Source organism: Dehalococcoidia bacterium (genome assembly GCA_035528575.1).
In the GTDB taxonomy this organism is placed as follows: Bacteria; Chloroflexota; Dehalococcoidia; order E44-bin15; family E44-bin15; genus DATKYK01.
In genome coordinates this window covers 64954-81824 of sequence record DATKYK010000036.1, presented here as the reverse complement: position 1 = coordinate 81824, position 16871 = coordinate 64954, and the positions used below count along the sequence as shown (strand labels likewise).

Sequence of the window (16871 nt, the reverse complement as noted above, 5' to 3'; positions counted from 1 at the left end):
GCTATGTCTCTAGTCTGAACTCCCACTGGCAGGCGATATCATCCTTGCTCTTTCGTGGAGGCAGCTTTAGAATGTTTGTCGTTATCTTGGGATTGAAGGTACGAGCTGTCTCCGCAATCAGGGGCTTGTCCAGCTCATTACATGCCAGGTTCAGCAGCCAGTCGTCGCCGTGCCGCTCGCAGTACTCCAGCGTGCGGCATTTTGTCACCGTCATCAAGCCGTAGTTACCGCCATCCTTAAGTTCGTAATTGATATCGAACATCACGGCAAAACCGGGATCGATCTGAAAGTACTTGAACATGCTGGCGATATCGTTCCCGTGGATATTCATCGCCTCCGTCGGCCTACGCATCTCCTGCTTCCAGTTAGTATCCCAGACCTCCTTGGAACATGAGAGCGCCGCGTCATCACCGTATCTCTTGCGGATAACCGAAGTCCACATCCCGTCAGCCCCCAGGTACATCTTGCCTGCTGCGACAAGCAACCTGACCAGCGCCTCCTTGGAAAAGTCGGTGAGCTTCAGGTTGGGGTTAAACGGGCCGCTATAGTCTTCCAGGTCCGGCATAGTATCCTCCTTCTGGCTCATAACTATACTTCCAAGCTTGAACTCCCACTGGCAGGCGATCTCATCCTTGCTCTTTCGCGGGGGCAGCTTAAGCGGCCTGGTTTTTATCTCCGGGTTGAAATGGCGTGCCGTCTCCGGGAGCATAGGCCTATCCAGCTCATTGCAGGCCAGGTTCATCAACCACTCATCGCCATGGCGCTCGAAGTATTCCAGCGACGGGCAGCGCTTCACCGTCATCAGGCCATATTTCCCGTCATCGCTGAGCTCGAAGTCGATATCGAACATCACGGCGAACCCGGGGTCGACCTGAAAGAACTTGAACAGGGAGGCGATATCGCCCACCCCGATGTTCATCGCCTCTGTAGGGCGGCGCAGCTCCTGCTGGCCGATGGTGTTCCACACCTCCTTGGAGCAGGAAAGGGCTACATCATCGCCATATCTCTTGCGGATAACGGTGGTCCACATGCCGTCCGACCCCAGGTACATCTTGCCCGCTGCCACCAGCAGCCGCAACAGCGCCTCTTTGGAGAAGTCGGTGAGCTTCAGGTTGGGGTTAAACGGGCCGCTATAGTCTTCCAGGTCCGGCATAGTATCCTCCTTCTGGCTCATAACTACGCGTCAAACTTGAACTCCCACTGGCAGGCGATCTCATCCTTGCTCTTGCGGGGAGGCAACTTAATTGGCTCCACCGCTATTTTGGGGTTGAACCTTTTCGCTATCCACCTGAACGCGGGTAAGTCTATCTCCTCACATGCCAGCTTCTGTAAAGCGGTGTCATTGTGCCTCTCGAAGTATTCCAGCGAATTGCAGCGGGTAACGGTCATTATGCCGTGGTTCTTGCTCTTTAACTCAAACGTAACGCGCGGCTCAAAACCGGGCGGGGGCCCAACGTATATCACCGAGAACGCCGGACCGAACTGGAGGTACTTGAACAGGGTGGGGATGTCGTCCCCCTTGATATTCAGCGCCTCCACCGTCTGACGTATATCGATCTCCAACCCCTTTGAGAACCAGACCTCCTTATCGTAATCGAAAGCCGTCTTATCGCCGTACTTCTGCCTCATGAGGCCTGTCCAGACCCCATCTATCCCCAGATAGAGCTTGCCCGCTGCCACCAGCAGTCTTATAAGCGCCTCCCTGGAGAAATCGGGAAGGGTCAGATCGGGGTTAAACTCTCCGCTATAGTCGTGTAACTCTCCCAAGGCAACCTCTTTCTTTGGGAGACTGCTGAAGAAGTCTGAATCAACCCCCTATATCCCCCAATCTTGGGGGATTTTTAAAGCTGGGGGACACCCCCAGACCCCCGACAGGAAGTATCCTGCACCTCTTTTTCAGCAGCCTCTTTGTAGGAAATTACTACCGCTCATTGTTACTGTTACTGAAGTAACTAGTCGGGTAGATACCTTCTTCGCTAATCCTCCAGCTTATACTCCCACATGCAGACCGGGACTTCGTTCGGGCTTTTACGCGGCGGCAGCTTCAGCGGGCTTACCTTTATCTTGGGGTTGAAATGATCGGCATAGTCCTGGAAGGCCGGCGGCTCCAGGTCATGACACAGCGGCTTGATCCTGCCCGGGTCGGTCTTCTCGAAATAGAGCAGTGAGGGACAGCGGTAGATGGTCATTATGGCATATTTAGGGTCCCTGATATAGATGTCATACTGGTACAGCCCGTCGGTGTAACAGGGATCCAGCTGCACCGCTTTGAACATGGTGTAGAGGTCGTTCCCCTGGATATTGGCGGTTTTCTGCAGTCCGCCGAGCACATGCCGGACTATCCTGCGCCAGACCTTCATCTCCCACTCCCACGCCTTCTCCGGGCCTACCTCCTCAGCTACGGTGGAATACCATAGCCCGTCCATCAGCTCGTAAAGCCTGCCGTATTCACAGAGCAGTTTCCCCAGTAGTTCCTTGGAGAAATCTTCATATCTGAAATGCCTTATAAACTCCCCGCTATAATCGTTGCGCTCTTCCATGTCTACCTCCTTCCAGCTTTATCGTATTGCACAATGTTCCCTGGATCTTTAAAATCCTGATCACACCTCCTTGTCTGGCTTACCCAGTGTAAACACACATTAGCCAGCCTTAAAAATCTGGCCGTAGATTCCCCCATCTATCTCCAGTATCTTTCCAGTCACCCAGCTAGATGCGGGAGAGCTCAGATATATTGCCGCCAGGGCTATATCCTCCGGAGTGCCCATGCGATCCAGCGGGGTGCCGCGGATAATCCTATCCTTCGCCGGTCCCAGCGTCTCGGCGCTGGTTTCGGTCCAGACGGCGCCGGGGCTGATACAGTTCACCCTTATATGGGGAGCCAGTTCAAACGCCATCGTCCTGGTGAGGTGATTCATTCCAGCCTTGGAAACACCGTAGGCAATCATGCCCACCGCCGGCTGGTCGCCCGCCCGGCTGGAGATATTGACGATTGAGCCTGCTTTCTGCTCCAGCATGACTTTGGCCACTGCCTTGCTGCAGAGGAAAGCGCTGGTCAGGTTCTGCCTGATCTGGAACTCCCAGGCGCGCTCGCTGGTCTCTATCGCCGGCTTGAGGTAGCCGGCCCCGGCATTGTTAATCAGGATGTCGATACGGCCGAACTCCTCCACTGCCTTGCTCACCATACCCTCCACCTGTTCGGCCTCGCGGACATCGCAGGGGACAGCAATTGCCCTTCTACCCAGGTTACGGATTTCTGAGGCTACCGATTCTATCTCGCTAATAGTACGGGCAGCACATACTATATCGGCACCGGCCTCGGCGAAGCCGAGAGCTATCCCCCTGCCTATACTCCTTCCCGCCCCGGTGACGACGGCCACCTTACCGGTTAGAGCAAACTTATCCAGTATCATCTTGGCACGGCAGTAGAATTTTAACAAAAAGAGGCATTACAGGTCAACCGCTACCGGGGATTAGGGAATAAGGGAACTGGCGATTGGTAATGGCTTATTGATATGCGAGCCGAAGGCCCGGCAGCCGCCGGAGTAGTAAAGAAATGATGCGGATTTCCGTAAGGAAGTACCAGCCCTCAACCTGCGAGGCAAGGCTCCATGAGCAAGCCGACTTCCTCTTCGACCCGAATTGGCCTTACCACTTTTCTTGCTGCAACCTAGCGATGAGCCAAGTTCGTAGCCGCTCGTCTAGCTTGCCTACCCATGACTCGATTTTACGGATGTCGCCACTAACTATGGCAGCCTTTTCCTCGGGAGTTAGCTCGTATTCCTTAAGCGCTTCGGCAGGATTTTCTGCAAGCCGAGCAAAAAAGTCATTGTCTTGAGTTGCTCTATCCAGCACCGCAAGCACTGCCCTGACCGCTGAGACCTTAAACTCGGGTATCTTAGCCACCGGATCCAGGGCGGTGCTGGTCAAGACATTTGCCGGCGACTCACTCCAGTGGAAGGCCATGAATGCAAGCCCTGGCGGGGTCTTATCCGTAACATGAACCTCAGTCTCGATCTTCCCTCGCTCCGAGGCTAGGGTTACTGAGTCGCCATCCACAATCCCTAGCTTCAGCGCATCATCCGGATGAATATCAACCTTGCCACTGGGATGAAGCTCATCCAGCACTTCAGACCGCCGGCTCATGCTGCCTGTATGCCAGTGCTCCAGCACCCTGCCAGTAGTGAGGATCAGGGGATAGCCTTCAGATATCGACTCCGCCGGAGGCTTATATTCGACGGCATGGAACTTGCCACGGCCACGGGTGAATTGGCCCTCGTGAAGTGTAGGGGTTCCCGGATGTTCCCGGTCACGGCATGGCCACTGCAGGCCATAACCATCCAGCCGATGGTGATGGATACCGCCATATATAGGAGCAACTGATGCAATCTCCTCCATTATCTTCTCTGTACTCTGGTAATCAAAGGCATACCCCATCCTCTCCGCCAGTTCAGAGAGGATCTCCCAATCCGGCTTGGCATCTCCAGGTGGGTCAACCGCTTTCCGCAGCTTCTGTACCCGTCTCTCGGTGTTGGTAAAGGTGCCATCCTTTTCAGCAAAAACGGCAGCGGGTAATATGACATCAGCAATCACTGCCGTATCAGTAGGGAATATGTCCTGAACCACCAGGAATTCGAGATTTTTCATCGCCTCCCTCGCATGGTCCAAAGAAGGTTCGCTCATTAGAGGATTTTCACCCACCACATACATGGCTTTAATTTTCCCCTGGTAAGCAGCCTCCATCATCTCGGTAACTGGCAGCCCAGGCTTCTCGCTCAAGGAACATCCCCAAGCTGATTCGAACTTGAGCTTGACATCGGGACTATCTACCTTCTGATAGCCAGGGTAGACGTTGGGGAGGGTACCCATGTCACACGCTCCCTGGACATTATTCTGGCCTCTTAATGGACTGAACCCCGTGCCTTCGCGTCCCATATTGCCGGTGAGCATCAACAGGTTGGCTACGCTCTTGACATTGTCCGTGCCCGTGGTGTGCTGGGTTATCCCCATGCCATAGAGGATCGCTGCCCTCTCGGCACTGGCAAAGAGGCGGGCCGCCTTCACTATGTCAGCCTGTGGAACACCGGTTATCTCCTCGGCCCTCTCAGGAGTGTAACCCTTGACAGTCTCTGCTAGTTCCTCAAAGCCCTCGGTACGCTCCTCAATGAACGTGGTGTCATGCAGGCCCTCGGAGATAATCACATTCATCATGGCATTGAGTAAGGCCACATCCGATCCCGGTTTATGGGGCAGGTGAACTGTAGCCAGGTTGGAAAGCTCAATGGCACGAGGATCGGCAACGATTATCTTTGTGCCGCGTGACTTTACCCCCTGGCGGATGGTGCGTCCGATAATGGGATGACACTCGGTCGTATTGGAGCCGATTATGAAGAGGAGATCGGACTTGGCAAAATCAGCAATGGAGTTGCTCATAGCCCCGTCACCGAAGGCGGCTATGGCACCAACCACCGTCGAGGCGTGACAGAGACGGGCGCAGTGATCAACGTTGTTGGTGCCCAGCACAGCGCGAGCGAATTTCTGCACTAAGTAGTTCTCCTCGTTGGTGAACTTGGCAGAACTAAGCACCCCGATGCTATCCGGCCCGTGTTTCTCCTTGACCTGGGAAAGCCTCTCCGCCACCAGTTCCAGGGCCTCATCCCAGCTGGCCTCGTGGAAGACCTCCCTGAAATTGCCATTAACCTTTATGTCCTTGCCCCGACCTTGGTTTCTAATCATGGGCTTGGTCAACCTGTCAGGGTGACTCACGAAGTCGAAACCGAAGCGTCCTTTAACGCAGAGGCCACCGTGGTTTACCGGGCTGTCCATATCTCCCCGTACGCTAACGACTTTATTGCCACGAATGCCCAAATACAGCGAACAGCCAACCCCGCAATAGGGACAGATCGTTTTAACTTCACGCAAGGCCTGCTTTTCATGCTTGGGAACCAGGGCCCCGGTTGGACACCTTGCCAGGCACTCGCCGCAGGATTCGCAGATCGATTCCAGTATCGGCTTATCGCCCGCGGTTACCACTCTCGCCGAGTAGCCGCGGAAGGCTAAGCCAATGGCACCGACGCCGGCTATCTCGTGGCAGGCACGCACACATTTACCGCACAGGATACATTTGTTGAGGTCTCGCTCGAATGCCGGATGACTACGGTCAATAGGAAGAACCTGCGTCCCCTTTCGCAGTTTGTCGAAGTGCTCCTGATCGATGTCCAGATAACGTGCGATATTTTGTAACTCGCACTGCTGGTTCTTAGCGCAGGTGAGACAATCACCATGATGATTGGCCATGATGAGTTCCATGGTGATGCGGCGTGACTGGTTTACCCTGGGTGTCTCTGTATGTACCACCATTCCGTTAGTAACCGGGGTTGTGCAGGAAGTGGGCAAGCCACGCATACCCTCGATCTCAACCACACAGAGTCGGCAGGCTCCGTAGGGATTCATGTCAGGGTCATAGCAGAGGGTTGGGATGTAGATACCCGCGCTTCGGGCTGCCTCCAACACCGTCATGCCCGCGCTGGCTTCTACATACTGGCCATCGACGCTTAATGTAATCTTCTCCGTTCTGATTTCCGTTCTGGTTAATGTACTCTTTTCCATCATCGCATACCTCATTCATCAGAAGATCCACTGGTAGCCCCTACAGCTGACTTCGTTCCCGTAACCGCGATGGGTTCGCTTGGAACCGTTACTTCCTCGCCGGAAACCTTCGACACAGCACTAAACCGGGTCGGGCAAACCTCGAGGCAAGTACCGCACCTGATACACTCATTCTGATCTATAATGTGCACCATCCGTTTACCACCGGATATGGCATCGGTCGGACACGCCCTGAGACATATACCACAACCTTGACACGTATCTGGATTGATATAGAAGGAGATCAACTCCGTACAGGCCAATGCCGGGCATCGTCTCTCATTTATATGGGTCTCGTATTCATGCCGGAAATAACGAATGCTAGTAAGTACGGGATTGGGTGCTGTTTGACCCAAACCGCATAGCGAACCATCCTTAACCGATTCAGCTAGTTCCTGCAACAATTCAATATCCCCCGATCTACCCTTCCCATTTGTTATGTCCTCCAGAATATCTAGTATTTGTTTGGTTCCCCAACGACACGGTATACATTTGCCGCAGGACTCGGCCTGAGTGAAGGTAAGGAAAAATCTAGTCATATCGACCATGCAGGTGTCCTCATCTATAACCACCATCCCTCCGGAGCCCATTATCGAACCTGCCTTCGCTAACGATTCATAGTCAACCGGAAGGTCTATTAAATCCTCTGGTATGAAACCGCCTGATGGGCCGCCAGTTTGAACCGCCTTGAGTCTTTTGCCCTCAGGGATGCCTCCACCGATGTCATAGACGATCTCGCGCAGGGTAATCCCCATCGGAACCTCTACGAGCCCTGTACGGACGACTTTACCCGCCAGAGAGAAATTCTTTGTGCCTTTGCTTTTCTCGGTACCATAGCCTGAATACCACTTGGCACCCTTCTCTAGGATGGCTGAGACATTACTCCAGGTCTCCACATTGTTAATATTCGTTGGCTTTCCCCACAAACCGTACTGGGCAGGGAAAGGGGGCCGGGAGCGGGGCATCCCTCTGCTACCTTCGATGGAAGCCATAAGTGCCGTCTCCTCACCACAGACGAAAGCACCTGCCCCCTCTTTCATCTTAAGGTGGAAGCCGAATCCTGAGCCCAAAATGTTATCGCCCAGTAGCCCATATTCCCTCATCTGCTCTATGGCAACCCCGAGCCTCTTAATCGCCAACGGATACTCGGCTCGGATGTAAATATAACCTTCTGTAGCACCTATGGCATAGGCACCAATGAGCATTCCTTCCAGTACAGAATGTGGATCGCCTTCAAGGAGTGCTCGATCCATAAATGCTCCTGGGTCACCTTCATCAGCGTTACATATTACATACTTAATATCACCTGGCGCATCGTGGCAGAACTGCCACTTAACCCCGGTGGTAAAACCGGCACCACCGCGGCCACGTAGCCCCGATTTCTTGACCTCTTCAATCACTTCCCCGGGGTTCATTTTTACGGCATTGACCAAGCCCAGATAGCCACCATTAGCGATATACTGATCGATGTTTTCTGGGTTAATATTGCCACAGTTACGTAAGGAGATGCGGACTTGTGGCTTGAGCACCGGTAGGTCAAAGAGCTTGGGAATGCCTTCTAAAGCCCCCTCACCACGGGTACCCAGAGCTAGATCTGCACGTGGATTGCCGGCGATTAAATAGTCCTCAACGATTTCAGATACAAGCTGGGGTGTAAGATTACCATAGAATACGCTCGGTTTGCCTGGTATAATTACCTCGATTAGTGGTTCGGCAAAGCATAGGCCTATACAGCCAACATGGGTAACATCTGCTTGAACATTATACTCAGCTAGTTTTTCGGTGAGTGCCCCTATAACATCTTCCGCACCTGCTGCTATGCCACAGGTTCCCATACCTACCAAGATGCGAGGCTTTTCGCTGCGTTGCATGGCATCCCACTGCGATACCGCGTTGCCTTGAATCTCCTTAAAGTTAATCACAGCTCCTCCAACTGTTAAATAGTCTATTCATCCTTTGGGCCATTAGATCTGCTGCTATCCAAAATAGCTTTCACTTTTTGTGGTGTTAGCCGGCCATGAACATGACCGTTAATTACCATAGCAGGTGAGAGTGCGCAGGCACCGATACAAGCTACAGTCTCCACACTGTATTCAAGATCTGGTGTAGTTTCGCCAGGCTTTATACCCAGTTGGCTTTCTACTTCCCGCAGAATGCGGGCACCACCGCGTACATAGCAGGCAGTCCCTCGGCACACCTTAACAATGTTTCGACCCGTCGGGACAAGCTTAAACTGGGCATAAAATGTAGCCACCCCAAAAATAGTGACCTCTGGCAGATGAAGGAATTTGGCTATACCTTTTATAGCTGTCTCCGGCACATAGCCAAAGGCTTGCTGGACTTTCTGCAGGATCGGAATAAGCTCGCTTCCATTGCCGCTATAAGTGGATAAAATCTCACTTAATCGCTCCTCAAAAGTAGCTTCGTGCCCCGGCTCGAGCACTTGAGTATCTTGCACTGCTGAAGTGTTCACCATTTCTTACGCCTCATTATCTACCACTTTTCCTGGCTCAACCGGCACCAGAGCCAGGTTGCCAGTCGCCTATCCAGCTTGCCGACCCAACCCTCGATCTTCTTTATATCGCCACTAGCCAGTGCGGCTCTCTCCTCAGAGGTTAAGGTGTAATACTCTGCCAGAGCCTCGCTTGGATCATCCGCCAAACGTGCTAAGAACTCACTCTCCTCAGCAGCCCTTTCGAGTATTGCCAGTATCACCTCTTTCCCCTGGAGAACCTCTGTAGAAATGGACTCTCTTGCTTTCGGGGCCTCTTCTGGCTCTACAAGCTTAGCCACTTCCCTTGTTAGGGCACCAACCTTGACACCTTTTTCCTCCTTTGTTTTTCCCTCCTTGATCACCCTTGCCCTATGTTTAGTTTTACTTTGCATAACCATTTTCATTCTCCTTCCTCTATCTTTTCCTCCTATTCCTATGTATACGATACCAGCTTCTGAGTTACCAGTCATCGACCTTTTGGGCACCAATCTAGAGCCTCGGGGCCAATTTTAGGTATGGCCAGAGGTACACCGGTGGGTGTACTAAAGTACACTATGCAGATAGGGAGAAAAAGAATTCGTCCTGTTGCCACAATAGGCCCCAATGCAGTAAAATCAACCCGTGGCAAGAGTACAAAGCGGCCCTTCTTAAAGAAGCCGTTTTGAGGACACCGATGATAAAGATCAGGGTAGTAATCGCCGATGACCATCCGTTGCTGCGAGAGGCAATGCGAAATACCTTCGAACGTCACGAAGATATAGAGGTAGTGGGTGAGGCAGGTGATGGAGAAGAGGCAGTCAATCTGAGTTCAAAGTTGAAGCCAGATATAGTGATAATGGACATCGTGATGCCAAAGCTTAACGGAATCGAGGCAACCAAGCGTATTAGGGAGATAAGCCCTGCTACCGCGGTGCTGATCCTAACCGCCTATGATGATGATCGCTATGTAATCGGCTTGCTGGAAGCAGGGGCAGCCGGTTACCTGTTAAAGAGCGCCCGTGGCCAGGCGCTAGTCGATGCTGTTCGTACTGTGAGCGCGGGTGAGTCAGTACTTCATCCTGCTATAATTGCCAAAGTCCTAAAATACGGCGTAAGGACGCGGGGAGAGGGTAGTGAACACAGGGCAGAGAAACAACTTAGCGACAGGGAGCTACAGGTCTTAAAATTGGCTGCTAGAGGCATGGGTAATAAGGATATAGCCAAAGAACTCTTCCTCAGTGTCCGTACCGTAAAAGCTCACCTATCCAGTATCTTCAACAAATTGGATGTCGCTTCGCGTACTGAGGCGATACTTAAAGGGGTAAGGGAAGGCTGGCTTACCTTGGAGGATTTGCCTTAGGTATCCAAAAAGGAGGCTAACCGTTAGTAGCCCGCTATTAAAAATAGCCTATAAGGGGTAGTCATGACCCGCACTCGACAGGACAAGGATGAAACGAAAGACCAACTCATGAATGAATTGGTAACACTGCGGCAACGAATTGCTAAACTGGAAGCATTGGAGATCAAGCATAAACAGGTGGAGGAGGCGCTACGGGAGTCGGAGGAGACATACCGGGCTTTGGTCGATCATATGACGGAAGGATATATGATTGTTCGTGGCAATCGGATATGGTTTGCCAATAAAAGATGGTCTGAAATTCTGGGAATACCCGCTGAGAAGCTAATTGGATCAAATTACTGGAAACTCGTTCCACCTGAGAACCAAGAACAGACAAAACAAATCTTTAAAGAGATCACAGAAGGAGGGGAGACACCTAGACTCTGGGAATTCGTGCACCCGGTGGCGGGTGGGCGTTGGGTCCCCATTGAGGTTAGCATCCGTGAGGTCATCTATAAAGGCAAACCTAGTTACGCCGTTGTCTTGAGGGACATCACCAAGCGCAAGCAGGCAGAAGAAGCAGTCAAGGAGTCAGAAAGGCGCTACCGAGAGCTTTTTAACAGCGCCAGCAATGCTATAATCATTCGCGACCTGAAGGGCAATATTTTCGAGGTCAATCAGGCAGCGTCGGACCTCACTGGATACACGGTCGATGAGTTAACAAATATGAACATCTCCCAGCTCCTTATACCTGAGAGCTTCAAGGTTGCTATGGAAAAGCAACAAAGGAAGATAGAGGGCGAAACCGCCAGCCAGTGCTATGAACTGGGGCTCGTCAGAAAGGATGGGACGGGAGCGATTATCGAGACGATGATCAGTATAATCAGCGATGGCGAGCAACCTGTAGCTGTCCAGAAAATTTCCATAGATATAACCGAGCGCAAGTGGGTAGAGAAGATGCTACAGGAGAGTGAGAATGTACTGTCACAAATAGTCGAGGGAAGCTCGGTAGCGACCTTCGTAATAGACCAGGAGCACAGAATCACCCACTGGAACAGGGCTTGTGAGAATCTCACCGGTATTTCTGCAAGTGAAGTAGTCGGCACCAAGAGACAGTGGTCGCCTTTCTATTTCGAAGAAAGGCCGATCATGGCTGACATTGTAGTGGATAAAGTACCTGATGAAGATATAGCAAGGTATTACGGCGTAAAATATAGTAAATCGGCTCTTATAGAGGGAGCATACGAGGCTGAAGATTTCTTTCCTCACTTCGGAACGAGCGGGAGGTGGCTTTTTTTTACCGCAGCGCCACTTAGAGACCATAAGGGAAATGTTATGGGGGCAATAGAGACATTACAGGACATCACCGAGCGCAAGCAGGCAGAAGAAGCGGTTAAGGAATCGGAAAGGCGTTACCGTGACCTGTTTGACAGCGCCAGCGAGGCTATCTTTATTCGTGACTTGAAGGGCTTCATCCTTGAGGCTAATCAGGCGGCGTCAGACCTCACCGGTTACACAGTCGGTGAGCTTGCCACTATGAACATCCGGCAATACTTGACACCGGCGAGCTTCGATATTGCTATGGAGATGCAGAGAAGGCAGATAGAGGGCGAAACCGCCAGCCAGCGCTTCGAGCTAGAGATAATCAGGAAGGATGGGGCAAAGGCGATCATCGAGGTAGCGATCAGGCTGATCACTGGAAGCGGAAACGGGCAGCCGACGGGTGTCCAATGTATAGCTAGAGATGTCACTGAGGAGAGGAAGATGCGGGAAGGCATGCACTTCTACCTCCAGAAAATTCTGGTGGCCCAAGAGGAGGAGCGCAAGCGTATCGCTCGAGACCTGCATGATGATACCAGTCAATCCCTGTTGCTGCTAACACACCAGCTAGACGCAATAGCCTCCGAGCCCAAGAACAAGCTAGCTAAGCCAGTGCGGGAGAAGTTGAATGAGGCATATAATTTAGCTGTGGAGACCTTGGGCGGCTTGCGGCGCTACGCTCAGGAGTTGCGGCCGGCCATACTGGATCACCTGGGTTTGGTAGCGGCGATGGAATGGATGGCCGACAAGTTAATTACAGAAGACAACATCGACGCCGATGTTCAGCTAGACATGCAAAGGCAGGACTTACCGCACGAGGTCCAGTTGATACTGTTCCGTATTGGCCAAGAGGCTCTGGGCAACGTTAAGCGACATGCCGAGGCATCAAAAGTAGTGATCCGCTTGGAGTCGGGGTCGGGGAAAATAAAGATGATCATCGTAGATAATGGAAAAGGTCTGGCCCAAACACAGGTAAGCGACCTCAGCATCGCGGGGAAGTTGGGTATTATGGGTATGCAAGAGCGAGCTCAATTACTCGGTGGCACACTGAAAATCGAATCGGAGTTGGGCAAGGGTACAGCCATAATCGTAGAGATCCCGCTTGAAGGGCTGACATTTTAGACACCCTTGTCTAGAGAGACCAAGCTAACATACAAGCAAGCACGGTGAGGCTTTGGCGACAGTAGCGCCACGTAGACTCCATACCCGATTTCAGCTTACTGACTACTCCCAGATAATCCATGAATGTGAAGCAATACATATATTCTGCTAAGTATTTATATGTAAGCCAGTAGCAAATCAGCTCGCAGATTTTTTTATAATCCTGACAAGACCACGTTAGAACCAGACCCAGAAAAGCCCAGCGCTGTCCCCCTGCCGATACTCCTCCCCACCTCAATGACGATGGCTATCCTACCGGTTAGATCAAGCTTTTACAGGCTCATTTTAGTGTCGTGGTAGGACTCCGGTAGGAATAAGAGCGCCGGGTCAACCGCCACCGGGGATTGAGGGGATTAGGGAACTGGTGATTTGTGATGGCTTATTGCTTCATGTTTGAAGTGATATATCACCTATACACCATGCGAGTATACTTATTTGACAAACCAGTGAATTCTATCTATCCTGTGAGACATCATAGGGTCGAGGCCATACCGCGAATATGCCAGAGCGTAAATACACCGGCCTAGCAATACAGGCAAATAATCTATCCTTCAATTACAAAAACATCAAGGCAGTTGACCGGCTGTCGCTGGAGATTCCAAGGGGCATAAGCTTTGGGATTCTCGGACCCAACGGCTCGGGGAAAACGACTCTTATCAGGCTCCTGGTCGGTTTGCTAAGGCCGCAGTCCGGCACTATCCGCACGCTGGGAAGACCTCCCTCCCGCCAAATGTCTCGCAACATGGGCTATATGCCGCAGCTCGCCTCGCTATATGCCGAGCTGTCAATAGCCCAGAATGTAGATTTCTTCGCCCGCATTTACGGGCTGATGGACAAGGCTAAAAGACGCAAACAGGTTGATGAGGCGATCAAGCTGGTGGGACTGTGGCCCCGCCGCAGGGACTCGGTGCAAAAGCTGAGCGGGGGCATGAAGCAGCGGGTCAGCCTCGCCTGTGCCATAGTCCACAGGCCGCCGCTTTTATTCCTGGATGAGCCCACGGTAGGGGTTGACCCCAAGCTGCGGGTTACATTCTGGGAGTACTTCGAAAGGCTGACCAGAAGGGGCGTCACCATAATCATCTCCAGCCATACCATGGATGATGCCGCCCACTGCGACCGCCTGGCCTTCCTGCGTGGGGGCAGGATAATCGCCCAGGGCACCCCCCGCGAGCTGAGGGAGGCCACCGGAGAGCCTGAAGCCAACCTGGAAGACGCCTTCCTCTATTTTGTCCGCTACAGGGAAAAGGGTGATGATTCCGAGTAATACCGTGACCATTGCCGCCAGGGTGGTGCGCCAGTTAGTCCGGGACCGCCGTACAATAGTGATCATCTTGGTCGTGCCGGTGGTGATAATGACCCTCCTTAACTACAGCTTCCCTGAGGAAAGCCATGCTCTGGACGGTGCCTACCCTGCGCTGCTGGCAACCATGGGGCTACTCCAGAGCTTCCTGATCACCGGCATCAGCTTCCTCCGTGAACGCTCTCAGGGCACCATGGAGCGCATGATGGCATCACCGGCGTCGCGCCTGGATATGGTGCTTGGCTATCTGCTCGGCTTCTTTGTATTAGCGGTGATTCAGATCCTGGTCGTGGTACTATTCACTATATATGTGCTGGAGGCACATCACGAGCCTGGGTCTCTGTGGCGGATCTGCGTATTTCAAATCTTAGTGGTGACTGTGGGAGTTAATCTGGGCATCTTCATCTCCGCCTTTGCCCGTAACGAGTTCCAGATGGTTCAGTTCATCCCCCTGATCATATTCCCGCAAATACTCCTCTGCGGGGTTATTTGGGACGTGGGCCAGATGCATACCGCCCTCCAGTGGATAGCGAAATTTCTCCCGCTTAAATACGCGGTGAACGGAATGCAAGACATCATGCTCCAGGGCCAGAGCCTTATAGATGTAGGTTATGAGATAGGGATACTTGCCGCTTTCGCCGTGGTTATATCCTTCCTGGCAGCGATGACGCTGAGGAGAAGGGCCGCTTAACCGCTAAAAGAGAAGCCCCCGCTGCCTTTTACAGCGGGGGCCATTATCCTTTCTTGATCTGAGACTTCGATTATTCGCTACGCTGCTACCTTACCCTCACGGGGCACCGCCGATATTTTACCCCTCTCCGGTATGTACCATGGCGACGGGTACCACCAGTCGCCCGGCTCGGCGATCCCATCCTCGATGAGGCTGTGCATCAGGTTGTAGGTGTTGGCCATCAGGCACAGCCCGCCGGGGTGCGCCGCCGTCTGGTGGCACAGGTAGAGCCCGTCGATGGGGGTGCGGTAGCGAGCCATCTCGGGCAGGGGACGCTGGGTCCACCACTGGTCATCGCATTGGCGGGTGCCGCAGTATGTGCCGCCTATGAGACCGGTATTACGAAACTCCGACTCATAAGGGGTGTTGGCCCAGTGGTAAACGATGTTGTCCGAATCGAGGTTCTCTATCACCTGGCTGAAGGCCTTACGCATGTAAGCGTTCATCTCCTCTTTCTTCTTGTCTATGGCATCCGGACTCTCCACGTGATACTCCGGCGGGGGAACAAGGACATAGAAAGGAGACATAACATATTGACCGGGTCGGGTGCATTGCGGATGGTGGACGTTGAACCTGTTGGAGGGGGTTCCCAGCCACATCAACCTCTCCGGCGGCACAGTAGGGTCGCCTTTACGACTATCCACATCCGCTACATGCTCAAAGTAGATCTCCCGCGAGTCGCAGGGGTAGGGCCCGATACCAGCCTCGTCTCCCATAAGCTCGCTGCGGAACTGGGGGCGGGCGCGGAGCTTCTCGCGGGTGAGGATGTGGCTAACGTAGATGCTCCCCCCCTTGAGACTGATGTCATTGACGCGCTGCAGGAGGCTCTTGTCCACGTGCTGCGGCCCGATGAGCTTATTAAAGGTCTGCTTGAGGTCAACATCGCTGATCACCGCCTTGTCCGCCCATATCGTCTTCTCCGCTGTAGCGGCATCATCCCTGAGGCGTACCCCCACCGCCCGTCCGCTTCTGACGATGATCTCATCAACCGGGCAGCAGGTGCGGAACACCGCACCATGGTCGACGGCACAGCGAAAGATGGAGTGGAGATAGCCGTGCATGCCCCCGCGGGGAGCGCTGACTCTACCAGCTAGACAGAGAGTTATATTATAGGCGAGGGTAGGGATGGCCATTCCCTCCCAGTGAGCGGCGGACCCTGAGTACCAGCATATCATCGCCTGCTGTATCTTGAAGTGCTCGGTCTCACAGTACTCGTCCATGAGGTCAAACAGGGTCATCTCAAGGAGCTCCTCGGTCCACAGGCCAGGGTCGTGCTTCTTGTAGACCTGCATAAAGGGGATGGTCTCCGCATTTACCTCCACCTCCGGGGGGTGAGGCGGGCACCAGAAGGTGGCGCGCAGCAGCTCGTACAGGAACGGGGGATCGGTGAGCATGCCGGTTATCCTGGCCCAGCCCATTATGTCCTTTTCGCTCATCGGCAGCATCCCCTCGGTGGTCAAAGCACCCCTGCCCACCTGCTTGGTTAGATCCTCCATGAATGGACTCCAGTCCATTCGGAAGCCGTACTTCCAGAGCTCTAGCTGTTCGAATCCGGGGGCCGGTCCGCCATACATCAAGATGGCATGGGGATTTATACGCACCCCGGCTAATGGCTCGGTGCTCTCACACGCGCCGCCGCACTCCACCCTCTCCTCCAGCACGCACACGCTCAGCCCGCACTTGGCGAGATAGGCTGCGGTTGTGACGCCGTTGAAGCCACCGCCTACAATTACAATATCATACCTTTCATCTGCGCTCATTTGGTACCCCTTTCCCGCTGAAGTAGAGGTATTATAACAGGCAAACGCTCCAAAAAGCAATATTTCCGCCGCTCCACGCACTTAAAGCCCGTTTCTATGTTGCAGATTACAAATGGAAGTCCCCCCGAGTCCGAGCCGACAGG

General features: G+C 53.1%; 13 protein-coding genes. 4 read left to right on the top strand and 9 right to left on the bottom strand.

All coding sequences use genetic code 11. The features are described from left to right. Window position 1: 1 nt before the first annotated feature. The 8 genes from VMX96_09185 to VMX96_09150 form a co-directional block, all read right to left on the bottom strand. A complete protein-coding gene (locus VMX96_09185) occupies window positions 2–1153 on the bottom strand; it encodes a DUF6125 family protein (GenBank protein HUU64070.1) in 1152 nt (383 codons plus the stop codon). Between the two features lie 23 nt (window positions 1154–1176). Next, window positions 1177–1767 (bottom strand): DUF6125 family protein, encoded by a 591-nt coding sequence (locus VMX96_09180; GenBank protein ID HUU64069.1) that lies wholly within the window; start codon window positions 1765–1767, stop codon window positions 1177–1179. 209 nt (window positions 1768–1976) lie between these two features. Further along, window positions 1977–2540: a hypothetical protein gene (locus VMX96_09175; protein HUU64068.1), complete on the bottom strand. Its 564-nt coding sequence runs from the start codon at window positions 2538–2540 to the stop codon at window positions 1977–1979. A 99-nt stretch (window positions 2541–2639) separates the two neighbouring features. Continuing rightward, entirely contained in the window at window positions 2640–3410 is a 771-nt protein-coding gene (locus VMX96_09170; protein HUU64067.1) for a glucose 1-dehydrogenase, read from the bottom strand. 235 nt (window positions 3411–3645) lie between these two features. Then, window positions 3646–6609, bottom strand: coding sequence for a formate dehydrogenase subunit alpha (gene fdhF, locus VMX96_09165; GenBank protein HUU64066.1), 2964 nt, complete (start codon window positions 6607–6609; stop codon window positions 3646–3648). A gap of 8 nt (window positions 6610–6617) precedes the next feature. After that, window positions 6618–8516, bottom strand: coding sequence for an NADH-quinone oxidoreductase subunit NuoF (locus VMX96_09160; GenBank protein ID HUU64065.1), 1899 nt, complete (start codon window positions 8514–8516; stop codon window positions 6618–6620). 74 nt (window positions 8517–8590) lie between these two features. Then, the gene (gene nuoE / locus VMX96_09155) at window positions 8591–9121 is read right to left on the bottom strand and encodes an NADH-quinone oxidoreductase subunit NuoE (protein HUU64064.1); all 531 of its coding nucleotides are present in this window, start codon (window positions 9119–9121) and stop codon (window positions 8591–8593) included. A 17-nt stretch (window positions 9122–9138) separates the two neighbouring features. Beyond that, the gene (locus VMX96_09150) at window positions 9139–9543 is read right to left on the bottom strand and encodes a hypothetical protein (GenBank protein HUU64063.1); all 405 of its coding nucleotides are present in this window, start codon (window positions 9541–9543) and stop codon (window positions 9139–9141) included. Window positions 9544–9812: 269 nt separating this feature from the next. On the opposite strand from VMX96_09150, the gene VMX96_09145 reads away from it, so the two are divergent. From VMX96_09145 to VMX96_09130, 4 genes are all read left to right on the top strand, one after another. Beyond that, on the top strand, window positions 9813–10478 hold the full coding sequence (locus VMX96_09145) for a response regulator transcription factor (protein HUU64062.1): 666 nt from the start codon (window positions 9813–9815) through the stop codon (window positions 10476–10478). Window positions 10479–10541: 63 nt separating this feature from the next. Next, on the top strand, window positions 10542–12899 hold the full coding sequence (locus tag VMX96_09140; GenBank protein HUU64061.1) for a PAS domain S-box protein: 2358 nt from the start codon (window positions 10542–10544) through the stop codon (window positions 12897–12899). Between the two features lie 538 nt (window positions 12900–13437). After that, the gene (locus tag VMX96_09135) at window positions 13438–14202 is read left to right on the top strand and encodes an ABC transporter ATP-binding protein (protein ID HUU64060.1); all 765 of its coding nucleotides are present in this window, start codon (window positions 13438–13440) and stop codon (window positions 14200–14202) included. Continuing rightward, window positions 14189–14929, top strand: coding sequence for an ABC transporter permease (locus VMX96_09130; GenBank protein HUU64059.1), 741 nt, complete (start codon window positions 14189–14191; stop codon window positions 14927–14929). Before VMX96_09135 ends, VMX96_09130 begins: the two co-directional genes overlap by 14 nt. Window positions 14930–15006: 77 nt before the next feature. Here VMX96_09130 and VMX96_09125 read toward each other — a convergent pair whose 3' ends face one another. Continuing rightward, complete coding sequence (locus VMX96_09125; GenBank protein HUU64058.1) at window positions 15007–16728, bottom strand: NAD(P)/FAD-dependent oxidoreductase; 1722 nt, start codon at window positions 16726–16728, stop codon at window positions 15007–15009. Between the last annotated feature and the right edge of the window lie 143 nt (window positions 16729–16871).

Excerpts from the sequence above, each read along its gene's own strand:
- VMX96_09185 (HUU64070.1), bottom strand. The coding sequence starts at position 1,153 with ATGCCGGACCTGGAAGACTATAGCGGCCCGTTTAACCCCAACCTGAAG.
- VMX96_09175 (HUU64068.1), bottom strand. The coding sequence starts at position 2,540 with ATGGAAGAGCGCAACGATTATAGCGGGGAGTTTATAAGGCATTTCAGA.
- VMX96_09170 (HUU64067.1), bottom strand. The coding sequence starts at position 3,410 with ATGATACTGGATAAGTTTGCTCTAACCGGTAAGGTGGCCGTCGTCACC.
- fdhF (HUU64066.1), bottom strand. The coding sequence starts at position 6,609 with ATGATGGAAAAGAGTACATTAACCAGAACGGAAATCAGAACGGAGAAG.
- VMX96_09160 (HUU64065.1), bottom strand. The coding sequence starts at position 8,516 with ATGCAACGCAGCGAAAAGCCTCGCATCTTGGTAGGTATGGGAACCTGT.
- nuoE (HUU64064.1), bottom strand. The coding sequence starts at position 9,121 with ATGGTGAACACTTCAGCAGTGCAAGATACTCAAGTGCTCGAGCCGGGG.
- VMX96_09150 (HUU64063.1), bottom strand. The coding sequence starts at position 9,543 with ATGAAAATGGTTATGCAAAGTAAAACTAAACATAGGGCAAGGGTGATC.
- VMX96_09145 (HUU64062.1), top strand. The coding sequence starts at position 9,813 with ATGATAAAGATCAGGGTAGTAATCGCCGATGACCATCCGTTGCTGCGA.
- VMX96_09140 (HUU64061.1), top strand. The coding sequence starts at position 10,542 with ATGACCCGCACTCGACAGGACAAGGATGAAACGAAAGACCAACTCATG.
- VMX96_09135 (HUU64060.1), top strand. The coding sequence starts at position 13,438 with ATGCCAGAGCGTAAATACACCGGCCTAGCAATACAGGCAAATAATCTA.
- VMX96_09130 (HUU64059.1), top strand. The coding sequence starts at position 14,189 with ATGATTCCGAGTAATACCGTGACCATTGCCGCCAGGGTGGTGCGCCAG.
- VMX96_09125 (HUU64058.1), bottom strand. The coding sequence starts at position 16,728 with ATGAGCGCAGATGAAAGGTATGATATTGTAATTGTAGGCGGTGGCTTC.